24 protein-coding genes are annotated in these 24937 nt (G+C 72.2%); 20 read left to right on the plus strand and 4 right to left on the minus strand.

Features of this window, described 5'->3' with window-relative positions; all coding sequences use genetic code 11:
• Nucleotides 1-129: 129 nt before the first annotated feature.
• Nucleotides 130-1113: a JmjC domain-containing protein gene (locus ACZ6KY_RS15140; protein WP_469310739.1), complete on the minus strand. Its 984-nt coding sequence runs from the start codon at nucleotides 1111-1113 to the stop codon at nucleotides 130-132.
• A gap of 94 nt (nucleotides 1114-1207) precedes the next feature.
• Complete coding sequence (locus ACZ6KY_RS15145; protein WP_469310740.1) at nucleotides 1208-2251, minus strand: hypothetical protein; 1044 nt, start codon at nucleotides 2249-2251, stop codon at nucleotides 1208-1210.
• 431 nt (nucleotides 2252-2682) lie between these two features.
• Here ACZ6KY_RS15145 and ACZ6KY_RS15150 point away from each other — a divergent pair, with 431 nt between their 5' ends.
• From ACZ6KY_RS15150 to ACZ6KY_RS15170, 5 genes are read left to right on the plus strand one after another with little or no spacing between them, the layout of a single operon-like run.
• Nucleotides 2683-3900 carry a M16 family metallopeptidase gene (locus ACZ6KY_RS15150; protein ID WP_469310741.1) on the plus strand — a complete coding sequence of 406 codons (1218 nt, stop codon included), beginning with the start codon at nucleotides 2683-2685 and terminating at the stop codon, nucleotides 3898-3900.
• Nucleotides 3897-4685, plus strand: a complete 789-nt coding sequence (locus ACZ6KY_RS15155; protein ID WP_469310742.1) for a hypothetical protein — start codon at nucleotides 3897-3899, stop codon at nucleotides 4683-4685. The genes ACZ6KY_RS15150 and ACZ6KY_RS15155 overlap by 4 nt, the downstream gene beginning before the upstream one ends.
• Nucleotides 4682-5704, plus strand: a complete 1023-nt coding sequence (locus ACZ6KY_RS15160) for an ABC transporter ATP-binding protein (RefSeq protein ID WP_469310743.1) — start codon at nucleotides 4682-4684, stop codon at nucleotides 5702-5704. The genes ACZ6KY_RS15155 and ACZ6KY_RS15160 overlap by 4 nt, the downstream gene beginning before the upstream one ends.
• Nucleotides 5704-6471, plus strand: coding sequence for an ABC transporter permease (locus ACZ6KY_RS15165; protein ID WP_469310744.1), 768 nt, complete (start codon nucleotides 5704-5706; stop codon nucleotides 6469-6471). The genes ACZ6KY_RS15160 and ACZ6KY_RS15165 overlap by 1 nt, the downstream gene beginning before the upstream one ends.
• A gap of 8 nt (nucleotides 6472-6479) precedes the next feature.
• Entirely contained in the window at nucleotides 6480-7280 is an 801-nt protein-coding gene (locus tag ACZ6KY_RS15170) for an ABC transporter permease (RefSeq protein ID WP_469310745.1), read from the plus strand.
• Here the strand turns inward: ACZ6KY_RS15170 and ACZ6KY_RS15175 are convergent.
• Nucleotides 7274-7897 (minus strand): hypothetical protein, encoded by a 624-nt coding sequence (locus tag ACZ6KY_RS15175; RefSeq protein WP_469310746.1) that lies wholly within the window; start codon nucleotides 7895-7897, stop codon nucleotides 7274-7276. The genes ACZ6KY_RS15170 and ACZ6KY_RS15175 overlap by 7 nt on opposite strands.
• A 351-nt stretch (nucleotides 7898-8248) precedes the next feature.
• Between ACZ6KY_RS15175 and ACZ6KY_RS15180 the strand changes: the two genes are divergently transcribed.
• The 12 genes from ACZ6KY_RS15180 to ACZ6KY_RS15235 all read left to right on the plus strand — a co-directional run bounded on the left by ACZ6KY_RS15180 (nucleotide 8249) and on the right by ACZ6KY_RS15235 (nucleotide 20793).
• Nucleotides 8249-9508, plus strand: a complete 1260-nt coding sequence (locus ACZ6KY_RS15180) for a nucleotide sugar dehydrogenase (protein ID WP_469310747.1) — start codon at nucleotides 8249-8251, stop codon at nucleotides 9506-9508.
• A gap of 215 nt (nucleotides 9509-9723) precedes the next feature.
• Nucleotides 9724-9879 carry a hypothetical protein gene (locus ACZ6KY_RS15185; RefSeq protein ID WP_159765597.1) on the plus strand — a complete coding sequence of 52 codons (156 nt, stop codon included), beginning with the start codon at nucleotides 9724-9726 and terminating at the stop codon, nucleotides 9877-9879.
• Between the two features lie 113 nt (nucleotides 9880-9992).
• Entirely contained in the window at nucleotides 9993-11357 is a 1365-nt protein-coding gene (locus ACZ6KY_RS15190; protein WP_469310748.1) for a protoporphyrinogen/coproporphyrinogen oxidase, read from the plus strand.
• Nucleotides 11358-11383: 26 nt separating this feature from the next.
• On the plus strand, nucleotides 11384-12055 hold the full coding sequence (locus tag ACZ6KY_RS15195) for an AAA family ATPase (RefSeq protein WP_469310749.1): 672 nt from the start codon (nucleotides 11384-11386) through the stop codon (nucleotides 12053-12055).
• Nucleotides 12052-12936: a glycosyltransferase family 2 protein gene (locus tag ACZ6KY_RS15200; RefSeq protein ID WP_469310750.1), complete on the plus strand. Its 885-nt coding sequence runs from the start codon at nucleotides 12052-12054 to the stop codon at nucleotides 12934-12936. The genes ACZ6KY_RS15195 and ACZ6KY_RS15200 overlap by 4 nt, the downstream gene beginning before the upstream one ends.
• Nucleotides 12933-14087: a hypothetical protein gene (locus tag ACZ6KY_RS15205; protein WP_469310751.1), complete on the plus strand. Its 1155-nt coding sequence runs from the start codon at nucleotides 12933-12935 to the stop codon at nucleotides 14085-14087. Before ACZ6KY_RS15200 ends, ACZ6KY_RS15205 begins: the two co-directional genes overlap by 4 nt.
• On the plus strand, nucleotides 14065-15075 hold the full coding sequence (locus ACZ6KY_RS15210; protein ID WP_469310752.1) for a phosphotransferase family protein: 1011 nt from the start codon (nucleotides 14065-14067) through the stop codon (nucleotides 15073-15075). Before ACZ6KY_RS15205 ends, ACZ6KY_RS15210 begins: the two co-directional genes overlap by 23 nt.
• 238 nt (nucleotides 15076-15313) lie before the next feature.
• Complete coding sequence (locus tag ACZ6KY_RS15215) at nucleotides 15314-16345, plus strand: NAD-dependent epimerase/dehydratase family protein (RefSeq protein WP_469310753.1); 1032 nt, start codon at nucleotides 15314-15316, stop codon at nucleotides 16343-16345.
• A 136-nt stretch (nucleotides 16346-16481) separates the two neighbouring features.
• Nucleotides 16482-17594, plus strand: coding sequence for a radical SAM protein (locus ACZ6KY_RS15220; RefSeq protein WP_469310754.1), 1113 nt, complete (start codon nucleotides 16482-16484; stop codon nucleotides 17592-17594).
• A 13-nt stretch (nucleotides 17595-17607) separates the two neighbouring features.
• Entirely contained in the window at nucleotides 17608-18576 is a 969-nt protein-coding gene (locus tag ACZ6KY_RS15225; protein WP_469310755.1) for a hypothetical protein, read from the plus strand.
• 32 nt (nucleotides 18577-18608) lie between these two features.
• Nucleotides 18609-19589, plus strand: coding sequence for an aKG-HExxH-type peptide beta-hydroxylase (locus ACZ6KY_RS15230; protein WP_469310756.1), 981 nt, complete (start codon nucleotides 18609-18611; stop codon nucleotides 19587-19589).
• Nucleotides 19590-19602: 13 nt separating this feature from the next.
• On the plus strand, nucleotides 19603-20793 hold the full coding sequence (locus ACZ6KY_RS15235; RefSeq protein ID WP_469310757.1) for a phosphotransferase: 1191 nt from the start codon (nucleotides 19603-19605) through the stop codon (nucleotides 20791-20793).
• Nucleotides 20794-20984: 191 nt separating this feature from the next.
• Here the strand turns inward: ACZ6KY_RS15235 and ACZ6KY_RS15240 are convergent, their stop codons facing one another.
• The gene (locus ACZ6KY_RS15240) at nucleotides 20985-21548 is read right to left on the minus strand and encodes a histidine phosphatase family protein (protein WP_469310758.1); all 564 of its coding nucleotides are present in this window, start codon (nucleotides 21546-21548) and stop codon (nucleotides 20985-20987) included.
• Between the two features lie 144 nt (nucleotides 21549-21692).
• Between ACZ6KY_RS15240 and ACZ6KY_RS15245 the strand changes: the two genes are divergently transcribed.
• From ACZ6KY_RS15245 to ACZ6KY_RS15255, 3 genes are read left to right on the plus strand one after another with little or no spacing between them, the layout of a single operon-like run.
• On the plus strand, nucleotides 21693-22655 hold the full coding sequence (locus tag ACZ6KY_RS15245; protein WP_469310759.1) for a class I SAM-dependent methyltransferase: 963 nt from the start codon (nucleotides 21693-21695) through the stop codon (nucleotides 22653-22655).
• Nucleotides 22652-24280 (plus strand): MBL fold metallo-hydrolase, encoded by a 1629-nt coding sequence (locus ACZ6KY_RS15250; RefSeq protein WP_469310760.1) that lies wholly within the window; start codon nucleotides 22652-22654, stop codon nucleotides 24278-24280. Before ACZ6KY_RS15245 ends, ACZ6KY_RS15250 begins: the two co-directional genes overlap by 4 nt.
• The gene (locus tag ACZ6KY_RS15255; protein ID WP_469310761.1) at nucleotides 24277-24933 is read left to right on the plus strand and encodes a 2OG-Fe(II) oxygenase; all 657 of its coding nucleotides are present in this window, start codon (nucleotides 24277-24279) and stop codon (nucleotides 24931-24933) included. Before ACZ6KY_RS15250 ends, ACZ6KY_RS15255 begins: the two co-directional genes overlap by 4 nt.
• Nucleotides 24934-24937: the final 4 nt, after the last annotated feature.

Here is a 24937-nt window from a genome sequence, read left to right on the forward strand (position 1 = left end):
TCCCCCCCCCCTCCCCCCCCCCCCCCCCCCCCCCCCCCCCCCCCCCCCCTCTCCCTCCCCCCCCCCCCCCCCCCCCCCCCCCCCCCCCGCGGCAGTGGCAGGGACAGCCCGATCCACTGCCCCGGTCGGTCAGCCGACCCCGCTCGCGACCACCGCCGAGTTCTCCGGTGAGACGTCGGGGGTCCGCGGTGTCTCCCAGTCCGCCGCCAGTTCCGCGAAGGAGTAGCCGGCAGGTTCCGACGGCATGCCGGCCAGACCACGATCCCTCGCCCGGCTCACCAGTTCCTGCGGGGTCAGCGCGGCGAGGCGTTCCGCGGTGTGGGCGAGCAGCCGGGCCGCCGCGGAGGTGAGGGCCTCCTCCCCCAACGGCCGTTCCGGCAGGCGCAGTTCCTCGGCGAGGAGGGTTCGCAGTGCGTCGGTCAGGTCCGGGGCGCCGACCTCACGGACGGTCAGGGAGAGGTGGGCGGAGAGCCCTTCGTCCCCGGAGGCCCAGTGGGCGAAGCCCCGGGGCACGTACAGGACGTCCCCGGCGTGCAGGGTGGTGCGCAGGATCTCGGCCGGACGGGCCCCGTCCTGTTCGGTGACCCGGCCCGCATGCCAGTTCTCGTCCGCGGGACCTTCGTGGATGTGCCAGGTCTTGCTTCCGGCCACCTGGACGACGAGGACGTCGGCGTCGTCGCGGTGCAGGGGCAGTCCCTGACGCCCCGCCGGTGTGACGAAGAAGAACGCTTCGACATGCCGTCCGAGTTCCGCGGCCAGGGAGGCGAGCAGGGTGCGGGTGGGACCGTGCCACTGGTCGACGCAGCGCAGGAGCAGGGTCGCGCCCCTGTCGAGCAGATCCCGGACCTTGCGGGCATCGGCGAATCCGCTGGGTGTACTGCGGGCGACGGTCCGGGCGGTGGTGAACTTCCTCGTCGGCAGTTTGTCGCCGTCCCACATCTCCACGTACGGCTCCCGGAAGAATCCCGTGGATATGGCCGCGTCGAGGTCGGCCAGGGTGAACGAGCTGTAGCCGCCGCCGGCCGGATGGAAGACACCGGGGCGGTCGTTCCAGTAGGAGTCGAGGAACTCTTGGGGATTTCCCACCCATTGGGCGAGCGTCGGCGCGTGCATGGCCGTCCCTTCTTCGGATAGGCGATCGGTCACGGTTTTCCCACGCAATTCAGGGGTGACCCGTCCTGTACGGGACCGCCGGGTTTTCGGGGTGTCATACGGGCAGGACGGCCTCGGGATACCGGTCCAGAGCGGCTTGGGCGAGTTCGAGCGGCACGGAGAGCGTGTCGACCATCAGAAAGCCGCCGACCGGGCACCGTACGACCGTCATGTCGGCGTCCTGCTCGACGGCGACGCCTGGAGCGCTCAGGGCCGGGCCGAGGGGGAAGCCGTAGTGCGTGACCGTCGTGGCGCCGTCCGCCGGGCCGGCCGTCGTCCGCCGTGCGCGTTCCCGCTCGGCGGAGCCGGCGAGCTCCCGCGCCAACCGGCGTGAGGTCCCGGTGACCAGGCCGGGCACGGCGTTCACCCGTTCGAGCGCCTCCTGCACCTCGGGGGCCAGCAGCCATCGCTCGGCCGCATGGTGCAGGTCCATCACGTCCTGCTCCGCCAGCGCGTCGACGAGGACCGCGACGTCGACCACGTCCCGACCCCGCAGGGACTGCTGGAACAGTTCCTCCGCGATGAGCAGCAGGTGGGCGACCGTCTCGTTGGCGGGCAGCTCCGCGCGCAGGGGAACGGTCGTGGAGTTTCCGACGAAGGGCGCGGTGAGGAACTCGGCCGCGTACACGTAGTCCAGATCCGACTCCGGGGAGGGCCAGTTCAGGGCCACCGCCCAGTGCCGCCGGCCGCCGCTCACGATCATGCTCACGCGGGCCTCGTCCACCGGTCTCTCCCTCGCGACCGCGGCGACGCCCGCCCACAGCTCGTCCTCGTCCGGCATCAGCAGGTCCACGTCCCTGCTGGTGCGCAGCACGCCCGGCGGGTAATAGCGCTGCAGGGCCGCTCCCTTGAGGACATCCGCGCGGCCCGCCCCGCGCACGAGCGCGATGACCCGGTCGTGCTCGTCACGTCGTGCCCGCTCCACGTCGAGCAGCACGTCGCCGAGCCGTCCGAGCCGGCGGCCCTCGGCGGCGGCGAGCGAGCACACGGCGCCGGTCAGCCGCTGGTCGCGCCGGGCGGCCCGCTCCAGGACCAGCCCCAGCCGCACGTCGGGGGCCACGCCCATGACCTCCTGCACGGTCCGCAGCGACAGGTCCATGGTGCACCTCCAGGGAAAGGGCCGGCCGGTGCGACAGGACGACGGGAATACCGTCGTACGCCTGCCAACGCACCCGTGCGCAGCGGAATTTCGAGCATCGTAGCTTCGCGGGCCGGCACGGGCCGCGAAGGATGCGGATTCCGGAAAACTTTCGACTCCGGGCATGGCGCGGGTTCTTGAGGAGAAGGGAAGCCGCGACGTGCGGATTACGGAAGCGGCTGTTGCCGCGGCAATGGGGGCCGCCTACAGTCCCTTTCGTTCGATCAACTCCCAACGAAGGAGAATCACATGATGAAGCACGCTTCCATCCTGCGTCCGCGTCTCGACAAGGTGAAGCCGCAGAGCCGCTGAACCAGTCTCTGAAGTGGAATGCCGCCACCTTTCGTGTGGCGGCATTCGCTTATACGGATCATTGAGGGAGAGTGCTTTCCTTGTACGAATTCCGGACCATCGACGGGCCGCTTCCGGTCATGGCGGTCGTGGACGAGCGGCTGAGTACGACCACGGTCTGTCTGACCTCGAAGTACGGTTCGCGGGACGATCCGTCGCAGGAGTGCGGTCTCGCTCATGTCCTCGAACATGTGCTGATGTCCGCGCCCGTGGGCTCGGTGCCGTCGTTCAGCGAGTACGTCGAGCGGCTGGGCGGGCACGCCAACGCGGAGACCGGCCTGGACCGCATGCTGTTCTACGCGCAGGTGCACGCCGACGACGCCGAGGAGATCACCGGTCTGCTGCAGCACGCGGTGCTGGACCCCCGGTGGGACGAGGGGACGCTGCCCCAGGAGAAACGGGCGGTCTTCCAGGAGTTGGCGACGGCCGCCGCCGATCCGAGCGACGTGGTGCAGGACGCCTTCCTCGACCACCTGTTTCCCGGCCATCCGCTGGGCCGGCCCGTGGGCGGCACACGGGAGACCGTCGAACGCTTCGATGTCGCCGCGATGGCGGCGGGGCACAAGGAGCGGCTGCTGACCGCCCCGTTGTCGCTGATCGTGGTCGGCCCGGCGGTCCCCGCCAGTGCCGACCCGCTCGTCGCCGGTGTCCCGGCGTCGGCGCTGGCCCGGCTCGGCACGGCGGAGCGTGACCTGACCTCCCTGCCCGCACCCGGTCCGGAGCAACCGGTGCGCTGGCCGGACGAGTTCGCCTGGGTCTGCGCGGGAGCGCGTTCGGTCGGCAACCACGATCCGCGCCGCCCCCACTTCAACGTCCTTGCCCAGTTGCTGGGTTCGAGTCCGTCGTCGGTGCTGTACCGGCGGCTGCGCGGAGAGGCCGGTCTCGCCTACGCGTTCCAGTCGTGGAACCGCGGCTACGGGGAGACGGGCGCCTGGCGGGTGCTGGCCGGTGTGGACGCCGGCAACGGCGACGCCGCGCTTGCCGTGATCCGAGGGGCACTTGAGGAGATCGCCACGGACGGCCCCAAGCCGGACGACCTGGACTCCGCCCGCCGCCAGGCCCGGATGCGGATCTTCACCTCCGTCGACGCCCCCCTGGAATGCGCGCGTTTCCTCGCCCTGCGCAGCGGCGGCCCGGCCCACTGGACACCCGCCGTCGAGGTGGCGAACATCGCCGCGGTGAGCGCGGCCGATCTCCGCGAGGCGGCCGCGCAGGTGCTGAACGGCTGGCGGGCCGTGGTCCGGCCGGAGGCAGCGTGACGGCCACGCGGGAGTACCTCCGCCAGGCGGCGTCGGCCGGACTGGCCGACGAGGCAGGCGGGTTCGCCTTCGTCGCCGACCGCTGCGACGACCCCTTCACCGGGCGCCGGCAGATACTGGTCGAGTACTGCGACCCGGGGCTGCCCGCCTCCCCCGTCGCACTGGATGCCTTGCGCGCCGCGTTGCGCGCCCGCGGTCACGAGGCCGACACCGTGCTCCTGCGGGTTGCCGGTGATCTTCGACTGCCAACGCCGTGGCGGCCTCGGCTGACGTACGTACGGCACGACCGCGCCCCTGCGTACGAAGCCGTCGGTGCCCCCTCCCCCGCCGGTCTCACGGTACGGCCGGCGACACGCGCCGACGATCCGCGCGTACGCGACTGGCTGGTCCAGGCGTTTCGCAACGCCTATCCGGGCCAGGAGATCGAGTCCGGGCACCCCGGTGTCACGGACGTCCTGACCGCTCCGGGCCGCCTGTCGTTCATCGCCGAACTCCACGGCGAACCGATAGGCCACGGCACCGTGCTGACCTCCGAGCAGGACAGCGTGACCGGCGAGGAGTTCGCCGAGCTGGTGGACACCCTGGTGGACGACGCCCCAAGCCGGCGGGCCGCCATCGCCGCGCTGGTGGCCGCCGCCGTAGAAGCCACCCGAGGACGCCCCCTGTGCGGCCATGTCGTACACCCGTATGAGCCCGAGGCCGCGCGCGGCGCTGACAGCGTGCTGCGCGCCCTCGTGGCAGGTGACTGGTCGGTCGACCACTGCTTCTGGGAGAGCCCGTCGTGAGCAATGAGGAGTACGGCCCGGTGCGCCGGAGTACGCCGGAGTCCACCCCGGACGGGAACACGACGGCGGACGCCATCGTCGTCGAGGACGTCGGGCGCGTCTATGTCGACCGGCGCAGCCGCCCCAGCCGTGAGGTGACCGCGCTGAGCGGTGTCAGCCTGCGGGTGGCGCCCGGTGAGGTGCACGGCCTGCTGGGTCCGAACGGCGCGGGCAAGACGACGCTGTGCAAGATCCTGACGACGACCCTGGAACCCACCACGGGTTCGGCGCAGGTGCTCGGCATGGACGTGACCGGGCAGTCCCGGGCCGTCCGGCGGTCGATCGGTCTGGTCTTCGGTGGTGACCGCGGACTGTACGGAAGGCTGAGCGCCCGGGAGAACCTGTGGTTCTGGGGCGCGATGTACGGGCTGCGACGGCCCCGACTGCGGTCCCGTGCCGAGGTGTTGCTCGACCGGGTGGGCCTGGCGGATCGTGCCGACTCCCGGGTCGACACGTTCTCCCGCGGGATGAAACAGCGGCTGCACCTGGCCCGCGGGCTGGTCGGGGATCCGCGGGTGCTGATCCTCGACGAGCCCACGGTGGGCATGGACCCGGTGGCGGCGCTGGACTTCCGCGCGCTCATCGGGGAGCTGCGGGGCGAGGGCCGGACCGTCCTGCTGACCACGCACGACATGGCGGAGGCCGAGGCGGTCTGCGACCGGGTGTCGTTGATCGACCGGGGCCGGCTGATCATGACCGAGAGCACCGGCGCCGTCGGCCGGCTGCTGTCGGGCTACGAGCGCGTGGTCGCCGACGATGTGCCCGCCGAACTGGCGCGGCGGGTCGAGGCGCTCGACGGAGTCGTCGCCGTGCGGCACGAGGCGGGCCGGGTCGAAGTCGAGACCGAGCGGCCGTCCGCCACCTCCGCGGTCCTCTCGGTCCTCGCCGGAGCGGGGGTGCACCGGGTCAGCACCGCGCGGCCGGACCTGGGCGAGGTGTACCTGCACCTGGTGGGCCGCCGGGGCATGGCGGTGACCTGATGCCTCTCTTCCTGGCGTCCCTGCGCTTCCAGTTGCGCCTGGCTCCGCGCTCCCCCGGCACCTTGCAGGTATGGGCCACCGCGCCGCTGTTCACCGCGGTGTTCCTGTCGGTCGCCGAGCACGCGGGGCGGACCGATCTCACGTCGTACGCGATCGTCGCTCCGACGCTGATGGGGCAGTGGGCACTGGCCCTGGGCATCGCGGGCGAACTCATCACGGAGGAGCGCAGCCAGGGCACCCTCGAAGCGATGATCGCGACACCCGCCCGGCTGTCCGTGGTCGTCGTGGGCCGGATCTGCGCGGTCAGTCTGCTCGGCGTCACCGCCATGGCGGAGGCCTGGCTGGTCGCGGGGCTCGGCTTCGGCCGGTGGATCGCCGTACCGCACCCCTTCGTGCTGGGCGTCGCGCTGCTGGCGAACGCGGCGGCCATGGCCGGGACGGCGAGCATCCTGTCGTCGCTGTTCGTCCTGATGCCGTCCGCGCGCATCGTGCAGAACACGCTCAACTATCCGCTGTATCTGCTCAGCGGAGTGCTCGTGCCGTTGTCGACGCTGCCGGAATGGCTCAGGCCCTTCGGTCGTCTGGTGTTCCTGAGCTGGAGCGCCGATCTGTTCCGGGACGCGCTGGACGGCGCCGCGGTCTCCGATCCGGCGGCGCGGATCGCCGTCGTCGCCCTGCTCGGGCTGTCCGGTTACGTCATCGGGGCGCTCCTGCTGGCCCGCGTACTGCGCCGGGTCCGCCGGCTCGGCACCCTTACGCACACTTGAGAGCAGACGTGTACCCATCCGCACTTCACCTCGTGCGCTACGGCTTCCTCAACGCCGTGGCCGACTTCAAGGCCACCTACACCTGGCGGAGCTGGCTGTTCGGCTGGCTGGGCAGGATGCTCGCCCAGGTGCTGTTCTTCACCGGTCTCGGCCGGGTTCTGGACCAGCCCGGCGCGGTCCGCTATCTGGCGCTCGGCAACGCGCTGATGACCTGCGTCGTCGACACCATGGCCGTGGTGGCGACGACGAGCGGGGAGCGCAGGGCCGGGACGCTCTCGCTGCTGGTGTCCAGTCCCGCCGATCCGGTGTGGGTGTTCGTCGGGCGCAGTCTGCACTGGCCGATCAGCGGCGTCGCCACCGCGTTGGCGGCCCTGTTCGGCCTCGGCCCGTTCTTCGGGATCACCTGGAGCGCGGCGCAGGTTCCGCTGGTCGTGCTGCTGACCGCGCTCACGGCGCTGGGCACCTACTGCGTCGGGCTCTTCCTGGCCGTGGTGGTGGTCAACGTCCCACGGCTGCGCAACGTGGTCTCCAACTGCGCCTACCTGGCGATGATGGCGTTCTGCGGCGTCCAGGTGCCGGTGGACTTCTGGCCGCGGGGAGTCGGAGTGGTGGTCCAGGCGGTACCGCTGACCCATACGCTGCGGGCGCTCAGGGCCGTCAGTGACAACCGTCCGGCGGCGGATGTGTTCGGCCCGGTCGTTCCCGCGCTGCTGGCCGCCGGCCTCTGGCTGGTCGCCGCGGTCGTCACGTTCCGCTGGCTGGTCGCGGTGCCCGCCCGGCGGGCGGGCACCCTGGACCTGTCCTACTGACGGCGGGGGTCCCGGACCGGCCGGTGCTCGCCGCCGACGCAGCCGCACGGCTCGTCCGCCGCGGGCCGCCGGTCGAGCAGCCGGGCGGTGAGCACCGCGGTCGCCGTGTCGACCGTCGCGAAGTACGCGTCCGCGTCGGCGCCGCGCGCGGGCTCCAGGCCCAGGTCGAGCACGGGGTAGCCGCGCCCGGTTCGCCCGCAGGTCAGGTCACAGGTGCTGAGCGTGATCCGGACCGGGGCGGGAACGTCCGGGGCCGCGGCGCGCACGGAGCGGCACAGGGCCGCCGCGGCCCGCGCGAACTCGTCCCGGGTACGCGGCAGGACGCCGACGCGGCGCCAACCGGGCGTGAGGGACGGGGAGTCGTAGGCGTGCCCCTGGCAGCTGTCGTAGGTGGCGAGCCGCCAGTCGCCCGTGGTGAGCGCGTCCACCAGGGGCCAGACGCCCTCCTCGATGGCCGCACGCCACTGGGGGTGGGCCGGGTCGACGTCGTCCGCCTCGTGGATGCCCGGCAGCCCGACCGTGTTGATGTTGCCCTCCGCACTGGTACGGAGCCGGGCGGCGCGGCGCGGCGCCCCGGGCGCGTTCCACCGGCCGAGGAATTCCGGGACGTCCGGCATGACATTCGGGAATCGCGGGCGGTGGGTGAGTGTACGGCAGTGCTCGAAAGGACCGTTCGCCCCCGCGGTGATTTCCTCTTCCGTGCTCGTCACAATTCCCTCCGGTTTCCTGACGCTGGCAGTGATCGGGCGATCCTAACGACACGGCGGTGCCGCGGCGGTCCGATTCCGCCGCCGACGGGCCAAGGATGCGTATTCACGCAGCAGCGCCCGGCGGCCCTTCCATTCTTCCGTTCGCATTTCCGCAATTTCTTGGCCACGGGATACGCGCCTCGGTCATCCTGCGGGGACGTGCCGCATTCGCGGCGGATCGCAGAATCCTCTTCCCGCGCACTGGAAGGAGTCGGGGCCGTGGCTGAAAAATACGACCTGGCCGTCGTCGGACTCGGTTACGCCGGGCTTCCGCTGGTCGTCGCGGCTGCCCGCAACGGCATGCGGGTCGCCGGCTTCGATGTCGACGCCGCACGCGTCAACTCCCTGGCCCGTGGGGTCAGTTACGTGGATGACATCTCCGACGAGGAGATCGCCGAGGCGCTGATCGCGGGATTCGCCCCGGCGGCGGACCCCGACGTCATCGCCGGGGCGAACGCCGTCACCATCTGCGTACCGACACCGCTGCGTGACTCCGTACCCGACCTGACGGCCGTTCTGGACGCCGCCCACCTGGTGGCACCGCGTCTGCGCCCGGGAGCGCTCGTGGTGCTGGAGTCGACCACCTACCCGGGAACCACCACCGACGTCCTGCTGCCCGTTCTCTCACAGGGCGTCAAGACCGTCGGCGAGGACTTCCTGCTGGCCTTCTCACCGGAGCGGGTCGACCCGGGCAATCCGGCGTTCGGGCTGCACAACACACCGAAGGTCGTCGGGGGTGTCACCGCACGGTGCACGGCGGCCGCCACCGCGCTGTACGAGCGCATGGTGCAGAAGGTGGTGACGGTGAGCACACCGGCGGCCGCCGAACTCACCAAGCTGCTGGAGAACACCTACCGGCAGGTCAACATCGCGCTGGTCAACGAGCTGGCCGTGTACTGCGACGGGCTCGGCGTGGACGTGTGGGAGGTGGTGGCCGCCGCCGGCACCAAGCCGTTCGGCTTCCAGACGTTCTCGCCGGGCCCGGGGGTGGGCGGCCACTGCATTCCCGTCGACCCCGGCTACCTGGCCTTCAGCGGCCGGATCTCCGGCCACCCGCTGAGACTTCCCGAGATGGCGCAGGAGGTGAACGACCGGATGCCGGCCTACGTCGTCGACCGCATCGCCCGCCTCCTCAACGACCGCCGGCGCAGCGTCCGCGGCACCCAGGTGCTCCTGCTCGGGGCGACCTACAAGCCGGACATCGCGGACGGCCGCAACTCACCGGCGGTTCCCGTGGCCGAGCTGCTGCTGGACCTCGGCGCCCTCGTGCGGTTCCACGATCCGTACCTCAGCACGCTGCGCCTGAACGGAGAGCTCGTCGCGTCGGCCGATTCGCTGGAGGACGCGGTCGCGGAGGCCGATCTCGTCGTCCTGCTGCAACCGCACCTCGACTACGACCTCGCCGCCATCGCCGACATCGCACCCCTGCTGTTCGACACCAGCGGCCGCACCGTCGGGGCACACGTGCTGCATCTCTGACCCCCGCGCGAAAGCACCCTGACTCACCCGGCCGGCATCCGAGCACGAAAAAGGGGATGCCCGCCGGGACATTCGCATTTCCGAAAACCGGCACCGCGAATAACTGCGGATATCGGAAATTCACGGTGCCGCATTTCATTGATCCGGCCGCCGGAGCGCTGCTAATTTCATTCCCGGGAATCAGATTTCCCCCTCACCAAAGGAAGAGGCACATCATGTCCGAGAAGAACGAGATCTCCTTCGACGCGTTCGTCGACGCCGTCAAGTCGTACGACCTGGAATCCGTCAGCGCCAAGGACACGGCTCACTCCTCCGCCGTCTCGGTGAAGCCCTGGGAGCACGTCACCGAGCAGACCTCGGACGCCGTCTGACCTGCGTCGCCAGAACCGGCGGGCGGCTGTTCGCGGCCGCCCGCCGGTCCCCGCGCCCGCCGCGCACCAGCGGCTCGGCGTTCGTCCCCGCCGGCACTGCGAGGTGGCTCGTCATGCTCAACCCGTCCCCGTGGGCGGACCCCGCCGACCGTGAAGTGGAGACCGAGGTACTGATCCTCGGCGGAGGACTGGCCGGCCTGGCCGCCGGTTCGCTGCTCGACGACCGCGCTGTCGTCCTGGAGGCCGAGGACCGCCCCGGTGGCCTGGTGCGCACCGAGCGCGTCGGGGAGTACTGGTTCGACCACGTCATCCATCTGCTCTACTTCAGCCACCCCGACGTCGAGGACCGCGTCAGCTCGCTGCTCGGCGACGTCCTGCGCCCCTGCCCCCCGGACGCCCGGGTCGAGACCGGCCGGGGCACCACCCGCTTCCCCGTCCAGCTGAACCTCTTCGGTCTCCCGCCCGAGGTGCGCGCCGCCTGTCTGGCCGACCTGCGGGCCGCGCACGAGGAGACGGCGCCACCGCGCAACTACGAGGAACTGCTGCTGGGCGCCTTCGGCCGCGCCCTGTGCGAGTTGTTCTTCTTCCCGTACAACCGCAAGCTCTGGCAGCGTCCGCTCAGCGGTCTGTCGGCCTCCGGTTTCCACTGGAACCTGACCCGGCCCAGCGTCGCGGAGATCGAACGCGGCGCGAACACCGCACGCCCGGCGTCCGGTTACAACTCCCGCGGCTGGTATCCACGCCCCACCGGCGACGGGCAGCGCGGCATGGAGGTGCTCTCCCGGGCGCTGGCCGGCCGTGTCGCCGACCTGCGGCTGCGGCACGTCGTCACCGCCCTGGACCCGGACGCCCGCACGGTACGGACCCGCTCGCCCGAGGGCATCACCGACTTCCACTACACGCACGACTGCGTCTCCACGCTCCCCCTGCCCACCACCGTGTCGCTGTGCCGTCAGGCACCCGCCGCGCTCGTCGAACGGTGCCGCGCCCTGCCGCGCAACCGGGTGCGGTCGGTGGCCCTCGCCGTGCACGGCCCCCGGCCGCGCGACACCGGGCACTGGCGCTACTACACGCGGGGGGACGTTCCGTTCACCCGCCTCGTCTTCATGACGGAATTCGACCCCGACATGGCACCGGCCGACGGCTGGGGCGTCCTCGCCGAGGTGCTCGAACCGTCCGAGGGGCCGCGCGCGCCGGACGACTCGCTGGTGGCCGACGTACTGCGCGGTGTCGAGGAGGTGGGCCTGCTCGGTCCCGGCAGCCGGATCGTCGGATCGCGGGTGTTCACCTCCGACCCCGGATACGTCGTGTTCACCGACACCGCCCGGGACACCGCCGCCGAAGCCACCCGGTTCCTCGCGTCCCGTGGCGTCACCCCGCTCGGGCGCTACGGCACCTGGACCTACTCCTCCATGTCCCAGGTCATGGAGGAGGCCTTCGCGTGGGGGGCGGAGCGCTCGGCTCTGCCGACGACATGACCCGGACAGCAGACAGGGAGATCCCCTTGCCCAGCACCACGAACCACGGTTTCCTCGCGCTGGAAGGCGTCGACGGATCCGGGAAGACCACGACCGCGCGGCTGATCGCCGAACACGTACGGGGACAAGGGCGTCCCCTGTCCCGCATCGGCCAGCACTCCTGGCTCGACCCGCAGGCCGCCCGCGTCATCATCGACGTCCGGGAGGACCGGCCGCACCGGCACAGCCACCGGCGGATCACGGAGGCGTACTTCCGCGACAAACAGCTCCAGGCCGGCGCGATCGGTGACCTGCTGCGCGACCGCACCGTGCTGTCGGACCGCTACATCTTCAGCGACGCGGCCTACTTGGAGGTGCTCTACGGCATCCCGGCGCGCGAGACGCTGGACCGCCACCACACGCACGGCACGCTGCTGCCCGACCTCGTCGTCTATCTCGACGTTCCCGTCGGCCTGGCCGCCGACCGTGTCGTCGCCCGCGGCAAGAGCATGCGGCACTACGAGAACAGCTACACCCTCGACAAGGTCAGCAAGGTGTACCGCTCGCTGCTCCTCGACGACCCGCCGCCGTACCTCCCGCCGGTGCACGTCTTCCGCAACACCACCGGCGCGCACGAGGACAGCCGCCTGCTGGACCTGTTCCACGCCATCGACGACGCCCGTTCGGCGCCCGCACGTCAGCTGCTGGAGACCACGTGAGCCGGCTCGACGTCGTCCTCCCCTGCTACAACAGCGCGCACTGCGTCGGCCGCCAGCTCGCCGCCCTCGGCCGCCAGCGCACCGACGCCGACTGGGGTCTCGTGGTCGTCGACGACGGTTCCACCGACGACCTGGCCGCGGTCGTCGACAGCCACCGGCACCACCTGCCCGCGGACGTCCGCGTCGTCACCCGCTCCCGGCGCGGTGGCACCGGGGTCGCGCGCAACACCGGCGCCCGTACGGCCCGTGGCGACCGTCTGCTGTTCCTGGACGCCGACGACGAGATCGCCGACGACCACATCGACGCGATGGCGGCGGCGCTCGACAAGGCCGAACTCGTCACCGCCGGCATCGACTACCGGCGCCTCAACCCGCCCGCCGTCCTGCGCGGCACACCTCCCGACCAGCTCTGCGACATCCTCACCGCCAGCCTGTTCAAACCGCATGTCCTGGGCGGGCTCATGGGTATGTCCCGGGCCCTGTTCGACGAGCTCGGCGGCTTCGACGAGCGGCTGCCGGCCCTCGCCGACATCGACATCTCCTGGCGGGCCCAGCTCGCCGGCCGCACCATCGGCGTCGCGGACACCGTCGTGTCCGTCAGCGTCCGCGGCACGCACCGGGGCAGATTCCGCCGGGGCCGGTTCCAGGGCCGCGACATCGTGGCCCTGCGCGGGAAGTACGCCCCGCACGGCGTCCCTCCGGTGACCTGGCGCGCGCACCTGACGGACTGGCTGCGGCTGCCGGCCGCCACGGCCCGCGCCGGAGCCCCGGCCGCCCTGTCCGCCCTGATGTGGGAGCTGGGCTGGCAGGCGGGCGTACTGGGCGCGCTCCGGTCCGCCGTACCCGCCCCCTCCTCCCTTCCGAGTCCGGAGACACCGTGATCGAACTGTCCCGAGGGCTGAACCCGCACGAGACCGCCCTGGCGGAACCGGTCGTCCCGGGCGAGCCCCCCTTCGCCTTGCTGCACGGCAGCCCGTCGTACATCAACGTGCTGGACGCGCTCGGCGCCTGGGAGGCGGTGCGTGCCCTGCGCGGCCACACCGGTGTCGCCGCCTGCGCCTCCTTCAAGCACACCTCCCCGGCCGGCATCGCACTCGGCGTGCCCTTCGCACCGGGCGACGAGGGCTTCCACGACGTGGGGCCGCTGCCGACGGGTGCCCAGGGCCGGGCCGTCCTACGGGCCCGGAACACCGCGCCGAAGTGCTCCTACGGCGACTTCGTCGCGGTGGCGGAGCCGGTCTCGCCGGCGGAGGTGCCCCTGTTCGCCAACGCCATCGGCGTCATCGCGCCGGACTTCGCCCCCGAAGCGCTCGCGGAACTCTCCCGGTTCCATCACGGCCGGTTCATCGTGCTGCGCGGGAACCCGACAGGGCAGCCAGGGGCTGGGAGCGCGGCAGCGCGGGAGACCGTGGAGACGGCGGGACTTCGGCTGACACGCTCCGCGGCGCCCCTGCCCGGGTTCGCGGGCGGCGTGCGGACCGAGGTCGGCACACCCGGTCGCGCGGACGACCTCGCGGTGGCGGTCACCGCGGTCCGGCACGCCCAGTCGAACGCCATGGCCTTCGTCCTGGACGGCGCCACGATCGGCATCGGCATGGGGCAGCAGAACCGCCTGGACTGCACCCGGCTGGCCGCCGCCCGCGCCCGTACCTGGCAGCGCCGCCGCCACCCGGACGTCCTGGGCGTCCTGTTCCGCGAAGGCGTCGGGCCCGCGGAGCGCGCGGTGTGGCGGGCGCGCCTCGCCGAGGGCGACCTGACGCCCTCGGTCCGCGCCGAGTTCGCCCGGGTGCTGGTCCACCCGGAGGACGCCGGCCGGGAACCGGACTGGAGCGCGACGCCACCGCTGTCCGGGGTGACCCTGGCTGCCGACAACCACTTCCCGTTCGTCGAGGTCGTCGAACTCGCGGCCCGTCTCGGAGTCACCCAGTTGGTCACGCCCAGCGGTTCGACCGACGCGGACGCGCTGCGCGAGGCCTGCGCCGCACACGGCATGAGCTGGGTCGTGACCGGTGAACGCTTCTTCCGCCACTGACACGGGACCCGTCGCCCGGCCCTGGCTCCTGCCCGGCTGGCGGGACCGGGCGGTCGCCGTCGTCGACGCCCAACTGGCCGCGGCGGGACTACGGCGCACCGGGCCCGTCGAGGACGTCAAACGATGGTCGCTCTCGGTCGTGCTGCGCTGCCCGACCGACGGGGGCGCCGTGTTCTACAAACAGTCCCTCCCGTCCCTGGCGCACGAGGGCCGCGTGCTGTCCCTGCTGGCGGCCCGCAGGCCCGGCCTCGTGCCCGCTGTCGTCACTCCCGCCGCACCGCCGAACGACGGCTGGTGCACCCGGGAGGTCCGCCTCCGGCCCGGCACGGAACTGCCGCAGGACGCGCGGGGCCGGGCCCTCGCCGTCCTCGGCGGCGCACAGCGCGCGTGGCTGGGCCGGACGGCCGAACTCACCGCCACGGGTTGCTGGTTGCGCACGGCGCCCGCGCTGGCCGATCTGGTCCCGACGGCCGAACGCGGCGACCTGTTCGGCCCCGCCTCGGGTCTGCCGGGCGCGTTGTCCGCCCAGGAGCGGCGCCGGTTGTCCGAAGCGTGTGCCCGGCTGCCCGAGCTGTGCGCCGCGCTGGCCGCGGCACCGCCCGGCGAGACCCTCGTGCACGGCGACCTCCACCCGGGCAACTGGGGCGTGACGCGCGCGACGGGCCGGATCGTGATCCTGGACTGGGCGGAAGCCGCCATCGGCCACCCGTTCCTGGACGTCGTGGCCGCCCTCAGATCCTGTCCGGACCCCGGGTCCCGGGCCCGGGCCCTCGACCGGTACTTCGCGAGCTGGTCGCCGCTGATGTCGCCCGCACAGTGCCGGGCGGTGTGGCGACTCGCCGAACCCGTCGCCGTGTTCAACCAGATCGTCACCTACACGCACTTCCTCGACGAGGCGGAACCGGACGAGCGGCCGGGCTGGGCACCACGGCTGCTGTGGTGGGCCCGGCGACTGCCAGAGACGGTCGACGACGCCGTCCGCGGATGACCGAGTCCCGCGGACAGTCGGACCGCCCCGCCGGAGCGACCGCCGGACCGCCGGATCGCGGTCGCCGTGCCGCCCCGCCGCCCATCCCTCAGTCCCCCGCTGTCATCCGACCGCCGGCATCCCGCCGCTGTCCCCGCGCCGCCCCATTCACCCCATCTGCCGCTGGCACCGCTGGTGTCTCTCCGCCCCCTCCGCCCCTGGCGACCATTCCCGTTCCACCACGAAGGAGACACTGATCATGTGGTCCTCCACCGCCACGTCCCAGCCCGTCCTCGTCACCGGCGGCGCCGGTTTCATCGGGAGCCGCCTCGTACGGGCCCTCGCCTCCGCCGGCCACCGGGTCCGGGTCCTGGACGACCTGACGACAGGCCGACCGGAGTCCGTCGTGGACATCCCCGGAGCCACCCTCGTCCGCGGCAGCGTGCTGGACCCGGACGCGGTGGCCGAGGCCGCGCGCGGCACGGGACTCGTCCTGCACCTCGCGGGCGTCGTCGGCATGCGGCTCGCGGCGCAACAGGCCGCGTACGCCTACGCCATGGGACACCAAGGGACCGCGAACGTCCTCGCTCACTCCGGCGACACACCCGTCGTCCTGGTGTCCAGCTCGGCCGTCTACGGGCTCAGCGACAGTGCCGCCGTCCTGCGCGAGGACCTGCCCCTGGACCGGGCCGTCCCGCTCGCGTACGACGGCGGAGCCCCGGGGTACGCCACCGGCAAGTGGGAGATGGAACGGCTGGGGCAGCAGGCCGCGCACCAACGGCCCGTGCTCATGGTGCGCCCCTTCAACGTCGTCGGACCGGGCCAGTCGGGCCGCTACGGCATGGTCCTGCCGACCTTCTTCCGGCAGGCCGAGACCGGCCTGCCGCTGACCGTCCACGGGGACGGCACCCAGCGCCGCTGCTTCACGGACATCGACCAGTTCACCCGCCGCCTGCTCGACCTCGCCGCGTCCGACACCGCCTGGCGGCCGGACGCCAACGTGTTCAACATCGGCTCCACCACCGAGACGGCGATCGGTGACCTGGCCCGCCTGGTCCTCGACGCCACCGGCGGCACTGCCGGGGTCGTCCACGTGCCCTACGACTCGGTCTTCCCCGGCCGCACCGACGTGACCGGCCGCGTGCCCCGCGTGGAGCGGCTGACCGCGGCCGTCGGCGGGACCGACTGGCTGTCGGCCGCCGCGCTCGTACGGAAGACGGCGCAGGCGCGGCGGAGCGGTGCGGCCACGCCGGGCGATGACCAGACCGGTGCGGTCACCGCCGGGCGGTGACATGCGGGTTCGCGCAAGAAGAACGGCATTTCGTTGACGCATTTCCACGGCCACGAGAATCTTTTCGCAGCCATTCGATGTGAGGAGCTGCACCATGGAACTTCAGTTGCCGGCTCCCGGGGAAACCATATTGGCCATGCTCAAACTCCCCGGAGAAATGTGCAACATCAACTGCCATTACTGCTACGAACGACGGAAGCCGTACCCCAATGCCCTCATGCTGAAGCCGGAGGTGCTGCGGAAATTCCTCGGCCTGTGCGACGGGCGGCCGCTGGCGGTCGAACTCCACGGCGGTGAGCCGCTGCTGATCGGCCGGCGCAGGATGGGCGACCTGTTCGCGGAACTACGGCGGTACGAGGGGCCGGTGACGGTCTCGATGCAGACCAACGGCATCCTCCTCGACAAGGCGTGGCTCGACTTCTTCGACAGCGAATGGCCGGACATCGAGATCGGCATCAGCCTGGACGGCGACGAGGAGGGCAACGCGCACCGCGTCGACTTCAGGGACCGCCCCACCTACCGCAAGGTCACCAAGGCCCTCGAGATGATGGCGGCCCGGGGACGCAACGTGGGCGTGATCGTCGTGGTCACCCGTCGCATCCTCGGCCGCGCCGGGGACGTACTCGACTCGCTCAGCAAGTTCGAGGCCGTGAAGGTCGTGAAGCTCTCGGGGTGCCTGGACTTCAACGTGAAGAGCAAGGACTACCAGACGCCCAACCGGCAGTCGCTGCAACTACTCAACCCCGACGGAGTCGGCATGCCCGGGTGGGCGACGACTCCCGACGAGTACGCGGACTTCCTGATCGAGGCCTTCGAGCACTGGTCGTCGACCCGCTCCTACGGTTCGTACGTACTGGAACCGTTCTTCAGCGTCATCCGGTCGCTGTCCGGACTGCCCACCAGCTACACGAGCTTCAGCGACCGCAAGGAACCCTTCGTCGTGACGCTCTATCCCGACGGGCGCATCGGCAGTTCCGACGAACTGAGCATGCCCGGCGCGCTGCTGGGCTCCGTGGACACGGCCCCCGGCATGGACGAGCTGCTCACCCTGGACAGCAACCCCAAGCTCCGCACCGATCTGTCCGCCCTGCTCAGCAAGTGCGCGGGCTGCTCGCACGAGGCGTCGTGCCGTGGCGGCGCCCTCCCCGACCGGCTCCGCTTCGAGGGAACCGGCTTCGAGGAGGAGTACTGCGACTACCGCCGCAAGGTCATCGACCACGTGGCCGCGGCCCTGCCGGCTGCGGCCTGAAAGGGAAAGCCCGATGTTCCTTCTCCCCGTCATCGATGACGACGAGACACAGAACCGCTATTGGAACGCCTCGCTCGACGGCCGCGCCATCCATTCCTTCCTGCTGTGGGTCGAGCCGCACAGCAACGCCTGGGCCCGACGCGCCGCCTCGGCCGGTGACAGGTCGCCGGCCGAGGCGGCCGGCACGGCCGAGGACGCGCTCGGCCGTGCCCTTGTCGGCCTCACTCACAGTCCGGCCGTCGCCTTCGACCCCGCCGAGGTGGCCACCGCCCTGGTGTCCCTGCCGAACGGCCCCCGGATCGCGGTCCTCGACGGCGGGGCAGACGGCGGCGGACTCCTGGGACTCCGCCCGGCCGGCCCGCACGGCCGCGAGGCGGTCGCCGACGCCGCACAGGTACTGAACGACGTGGGCCTGCGCTATGTCGTCGACCTCGCCGTCGGCGCCGTCGTCCTCGGTGACGATCCCGGAACCGCGTCGCTCGCCGACGTGTGCGACGTGGCCCGGCCCGGCCCGCCCGGGTCCGACCCGCTGCCGTTCGCGGAGGCGCTGCTGCGCGAGGGAGCCCGGTCCTGGATGGGCCAGTGGCTGCGCACGGAGGAGGCCGTCGGCGCGCGTACCGGCCCGCTGTCCGTGACCGACCGGGCGTGGCTGACCGGCGTCTTCGCCGACTCCCTCGCCTTCCAGCTCTACGACCGGCTCGCCCCGCGGGAGCCAGGGGACACGGCGGTGCCCGTCGCCCGTCGCCTCCGGGAGATCCACGACAAGCTCCGCGCCCTGCGCGGCGAACTGCCGGGCAGGGTGGGTGAGACGGTCGGCATGGGGATCGTCGCCGAGCTCATCGGGACCACGTATCCCTGCTGGAACCGGCGGCAGTTCGCCGTGAAGTCCCCCTTCGACTACATCCGCGAGATCAGGCCGCTGACGGACGCCGAGAAGACGGAACACCTCGACCGGTGGGCCGCCCCGAGCGCCGTACGCTGACGGCCGCCGCCCTGAAAGGAACGGGAACCACCATGACCGAGACCGACACCGTCGAGACGGCCACGCCCGCCGCGCCGCTGCGGGCCGACCTCACCGCGCGGCTGGTGGCACGCCGCTCCGAGCGCGCGCACACCATCCTCGCCACTCTTCGAAGGCTCGTACCGGGCACGGACCTCGGCGACCTGGACGGCGCCCCGGACGCGTTCGACAACGCCGTCCTGCACCACGCCTTCCAGCAGGCGCGGATCGCCGCGCGGACCCGGGACGCCGAGCGGGCCCGGCGGGCCGTACGCCTGTGGCAGAACCGGGCGGCGCTGCGCGCCGAGGCCGTGCCCACCGCCGTCGGACCGGTCATGGTGGTGCGGGCCGCGGACTGCGAGGCCGTGGACGACGACCGCCTCGGCAGCCAGATGTACCTGCTCGGCACGTCGCCCGGGCAGGACGCGGCGGAGCGGGAGCGCATGGCGCGAACCCTGAACGAGGCCGTGGACGCCGCCCTCGCCGTCGGCGGCGAGGTGCTGCGCTCCTCCACCGCCGTGGTCATCTGGACCGAGGCCGTGCCGCTCGGCGCCACCTGCCGCAGCTACACGTTCGACTTCCTGCCGGGCACCGTCGTCCTGAACTGGACCGACGAACCGCTGCGCCTGGGCGAGACCCTCGTGCACGAGGCCACGCACTCCTGGCTGAACGAGTCCCTGGAGTCCGAAGGGGTGGCCTTCGAGGACGGTGGTGACCTCTTCCACTCACCGTGGAAGAACGAGGACCGTCCGGTGTTCGGCATCGTGCACGCCGCTCTCGCCTTCGCGAACGTCATCCAGTACCTCTCGCGCATCCAGCCGGCGAGCGACGACGGCTCGCAGCTCGCCGCCGTCCTGCGCCGACGTCTGGAGGTCGAGCTGGAGTCGCTGGAACTCGGCCACGAGTCGGCCCTCGCGTGCTTCGACCAGGTGCGCAGTGAACGCCTGCGCAGCTACCTGCGGGCCGCCGTCGCCGACGCGCGCCGCGCGGTCTGAGGGGCGGCACCTGGTGTCAGGACCGCCCTACCGTCACCTGGGCACGCTGCCCGACCTCACCGCCGAGGACCTGCGGGAGCCCGTGCGGGCGCTGCTGGCCGACCCCACGGCCCGGGTACGCGCCTTCACGGGCGAACCGGTCGGCTACGAGAGCTGGAGCAGGGCGAGCGACGGGCTCTACGTGATCCGCGGCACGGCCTCCTCCGACTCCGACGGCGGCGACCGCGCGTGGGAGATCGTGCTCAAGCAGGTCAGGTACCGCCGCTGGCAGCCCGGCCCGCGGGACCTGGCCCGACAGATCGACGACGGGGGCGACGGCCCGGCGGACTGGGCGTACTGGCGGCGCGAGGCACTGGCCCTGGCCTCACCGCTGCTGGGCGCCGACGACGGCGGTTTCGCCACCGTCCGGTGCCTGGGTGTCGTGCCGCTGCCCGGGGACCGGCTCCGCCTGTGGCTGGAGCGGGTCGACGGCACGCCAGGCGACGCCTGGACGGCCCGCGAACTGCTCGACACGGCCGAGTGCCTGGGTGGCTTCCACGCCCGCTCACTGCGGCAACGGCCCCCGCACCATGAGTGGTGGTGCAGGCCGTTCGTGGAACAGGCCGCGCTGCACGCGCGGTTCGCGCTGATCGACCGGGTCGCGGACGCCGCCACGAGCGCGGACCCGGCGGTGCGCCGGCTGTTCCCCCGGGAGACCGTCACGGCGCTGCGGGTGCTGTCGCGCCGTCACGACGAGGCCGTACGGACGCTGCGGTCGCTGCCTGTCGGGCTGGTGCACCGGGACCTGACCCCCCGCAACCTGTTCCGGACCGGCGGGCGGACGGTCGCTATCGACTGGGGCCAGGTGGGCCGGGGACCGGCCGGCGAGGACCTGGCCACCCTCACGCTGTCGTCGGCGGTGGCCGCGGACCTGGAGCCCGGCGCCACTCTCGCCCTCGGTGCCGAGGCCGCCGCGCGCCATCACGCGGGGATGGCGGCGGCGGGCGGCCCGTGCGATCCGGAGTCCGTCGCGCTCGCGTTCCGGCTCGTGGCCGCCTACCACTTCGGGCTCCCGCTGGTCCGGGTCGCGGACCGGCTGCTCGCCCGGGACGCCGCGTCCCGGAGTGAGGCGGCGGACGACCCGGCGACGCGGCGCCGCGTCGCCGTCATGACGGCCCTGGTGGAGCAGGCCCAACCGGACCTGCGGCCACCCGCGCGCGGGTGAGGGCGTCTGCCTGACCCCTGACCGAGGCTTGAGGCTGTACGGGCCCCTCTGACCGGCCCCTCCCTCCAGCCTCGTCGGACGAGATCCGTCGGACGAAGCTGGACGGGCGTCGCCGACCGGACGAGATCGGCCGGAGAGACCCGTCAGGCACGACGGGTCGGACAAGACCAGGACCGGTAGGACAAGACCGGTCAGACGAGATCCGTCGGACGCATGCCGGTCATGGACAGCCGGCCGCGTTCCAGCCGCAGCCGGAACCAGCTTCCCCGCCCCACGATCTGCGGCAGCTCACAGCCGTACGCCGCCGCCAGGTGCGCCAGCACGGCGGGGATGGCGTCGCCGTGGGAGCAGGCGACCGCGTGGCCGCCCTGGTGACGGGTGGCGATCTCCGCCAGGGCGCCCAGCGCGCGGCCGGCCGCCCACGCGCCGCCGAGCGACGGGCCGATGGGTTCGAACACGCCCTGGATCCAGGCCGCCGGCTCGGCGAACCCCCGAGCCTCGCGCAACCGGTCCTCGGACACGACCGGAACGCCGCCGGCCGCCGCCAGCGGGGCGACCGACTGGCGACAGCGCAACGAGGGACTGCTGTACACGGCGTCCACTCCCGGCTCGAACACCTCGCCCAGGACGGCCGCCTGCCGCATTCCCTCCTCGCTCAGAGGTCGCAGGTCGTCGTCACCGCTCCACTCCGCACGCGGCGAGGAAGCGCAATGAGGGACCAGATCCAATACCACGGTGCATGAATTGGCGAACATGCCGCGCATCATGCCCGGGCCGACCAGCGGAGTCCAAGAAATAGCGGGTATCCGCAAATCCGTTGACCACGGCGATCCCGCGCACAGAACCTGAACGCGAAATGGAGCGCGGGGCGGGCACGTTCCGCAAGCTACGGAGTCAGTATGGAACTCGTCGACAAAACACCGCGGGACATAGCCGCGGAATTCCTGGAGCACGGCGCTCAGTCCCTCTGGCCGGACCTGCCCGACCTCACCGGCATGGCCCCGGACCGCGTCGCCGCACTGCCGTCCCTGCCGTACGGCGACCTCGCGTTCAGCACCCGTCTTCTCCGGGAGCAGACCGACACCACGACGACGGACTCCTCCCGCCCCCCGGCCGTCGTGGCGCGTCAACTCGCCTGGCTGCACGCGGCGTTGCCCGACTGGCAGGCCGGCCGCGTGCACCACCCGCTGTGCGGTCCGGGGCACTACACGGCCGCCCTGCGCGAGCACGGCATGACCTCCTACGTCGGCGTCGACGCCGGGCCCGCCATCGTCGACCACGCCCGGCGCCGGTTCGCCGGCCAGGACGACACCCGCTTCCTGCTCGGAGACGCGGCGGACACGACGTCTCCGGCGGCGGACCACACGTACGACACCCTGCTGCTCACCTACGACGCGGCCAACTTCTTCGCCCCGCACGCCCTGCGGGAACTGCTCGGCTCGCTCGTGCGGAATCTGCGCCGGGGCGGCACCGCCGTCCTCGATCTGCGGCTCGTCGAGGACGGCACCGACGGATTCGACGAGGGACGCCAAGTGCACCGGCGCCGTGCCGGATCGGTGTTCCGGGACGGCCCGCACCTGCTGCTCAGCGAGGGGTTCGTCGCCGCGGGCGGGGCGTTGCTCGGCCACCGGATCATCGCGGTGGGCGACGGCAGCGGCGGCGGGCCGCCCGAGGTCTTCCACTCCGTCCTGCACGTGCCGACCGCCGAGCAGATCGCCGCTCATCTCGCCTCGGCCGGACTCGAAGTGTGCTTGCGGGGAAGGCCGTTCGCCGGATCCGCCGATCCCAACCTCGCGCGGCATCTCGTAGCGGCACGCAAGCGGCACACCACCCACCGCCCACATCCCTGGAGGCAGCCATGAAGATCACGTTCCTGGGGCACGCCGGTGCCCTCGTGGAGGCCGACGGCGTGAAGCTGGTCTGCGATCCGTGGTTCTCCCCGGGTGGCGCCTTCGTGTCGGGCTGGCACCAGCTCCCCGACAACAGTCCGTACGCGCCGCTCACGTCCGACGCGACACATGTGTACGTCTCGCACGACCACCAGGACCATTTCGACGCCGACGTGCTGAACGCGCTCGACCCGTCGGTCACCCTGCTGATGCCCGACTACCCGCTGCCGAGCTGGAAGCGGCTCGTCGGCTCACTGCGCGGCCCGGCCCCCGTCCTGCTCGGCGACCAGGAGGTCTTCCGCGCCGGTCCGCTCCGCCTGCGCCTGATCCACTCCCCCACACCACGGCACCAGGACTCGGCCCTGGTCATCGAGGACACCACCACCGGCCAGGTCGTGGTCAACCTCAACGACTGTCAGGTCGACCGCGACCAGTTGCGCGCGATCCGCCGGCTGCACCCGCGCATCGACGTCGTGATGGCCCAGTTCTCCGGTGCCACCTGGTTCCCCTTCGCCTACTCCTTCGCCGCGGAGGAGCAGGTGGACGCGGCGGAGCGCAAGAAGGTCAACTCCATGCGCCGGTGGACCCGTTACATGCAGGCCCTCGACCCGCGCGGCGCCGTCGCGTTCGCCGGACCGCCGGCCCTGCTCGACCCGGAGCTCGCCCCGCACTTCTTCGCGAAGTCCTCGGTGTTCACCACACCGCCCGAACTGCTGGCGTGGCTACGGCAGGAACACCCGGACCTGGCGGAACGCACGGTGACTCCGCTGCCGGGGGACGAACTCGACGTGGGCACCGGCCACTTGAGCCCCGACCCGAAGATCCGCGAGGAGTTCGACTGGGCGGACCTGCCGGCGTACGTGGAGGACTACGCCCGCAGACGGGCTCCCGCCGTCGCCGAGGTGCTGGCCCGCCATCCGGAGCCGCGAAGCAGCCTCTACGGCGACTTCGCCGCGCACTTCGCGGCACTGTTCGCGGCGGGTGAGAGCCTGTGCCGCGCCGTCGACGCCGTCGTCGCCTTCGACATCGGCGGCTCCGGCGGCGGCTTCTGGCTCGTCGACTTCCGTTCCCTCGAGGTCCGGGAGGGAACCGGGCCCGAGGCGGACGCGCACGACTACCGGTTCACCCTGCCGTCGCGGTTCCTCCCGGACATCCTCGACGGCGGGATGAGCTGGGAGGAGTTCTTCTTCTCCTTCCGCTTCCAGGCCTGGCGTCCGGGCATCGGTGCCTACAACGAGGAGCTGATGTCGGTGCTGCGCTGCAGCGCGCCCGACGACCTGGCCGAGTACCTCGTCCGGACGGCCCCCGACCGCGAGCGCGAGCCCGGCGCGTTTCGGCTGGAGACGGCCACGGGGGCCTATCTGGTGTCCGACACCTGTCCCCACCTGGGCGCGCGCCTCGGACCGCAGGACTACGACCCGGAGCTGGGGTCGGTGGTCTGCCCCCAGCACGGCTGGCGCTTCGCCCTGCCGGACGGCGCCTGCTCCAACGGCCGGGCCCGGCTCGGCGTCTCCCCGGCGGGCCCGGCGACAGCCCCGGCCCCGGACACCCCGTCGGACGCCACCGGGCGTCCTGAAGAAAGGCAGGAACTGAAGTGATCGACTACGCGGCCATGGAACGGCAGTTGGACGGGGCGCACGAGCCCTGCTTCCGCGCCGGACCCTTCCCCCACTACGTGTGGGACGGAATCCTCCCCGCCGAGGCCCTGCGCGCCGCAGCGCGGGCCTTCCCTGACACCTCCGTGATGACGGCGAAGCCGGGCATTCCGCGCTGGCACTCCCAGAACCGTGGCCTGGCCGGACCGGCCCTGCGGGAACTGTGCGAGGCGCTGCTCGGGGACGATCTCGCCGCGTTCCTCGGGAAGGTGACGGGCGTGGCGGGCCTGCGCACGGAACCGGACGGGGACTGGGGCAGCTACCGGCTCGCCGGCCATGGCGCCGTCCATCACGCGCATGTCGGCTCCAACCGTCACCCGGAGACCGGACGGCGGCGCCGGTACTCGCTGTTCACCTACCTCAGCGAGGGCTGGCGCCCGGAGGACGGCGGGTGGCTGGAGCTGGGCGAGCCGGTGCGCGGCCGGTCCCCGGTGAGGATCCTGCCCTCGTTCGACCGCAGTGTCCTCATCGAGACGACGGCCCTCTCGCTGCACGGGGTGTCCGCCGTGCACGCCCCGGCGCCCGTCACCCGCAAGACCGTCACGGTGCACTTCTGGACCGACCCGACCGACCCGGCACAGGACGGCGCGGCATGACGGG

Source organism: Streptomyces sp. NPDC042002, assembly GCF_055588305.1.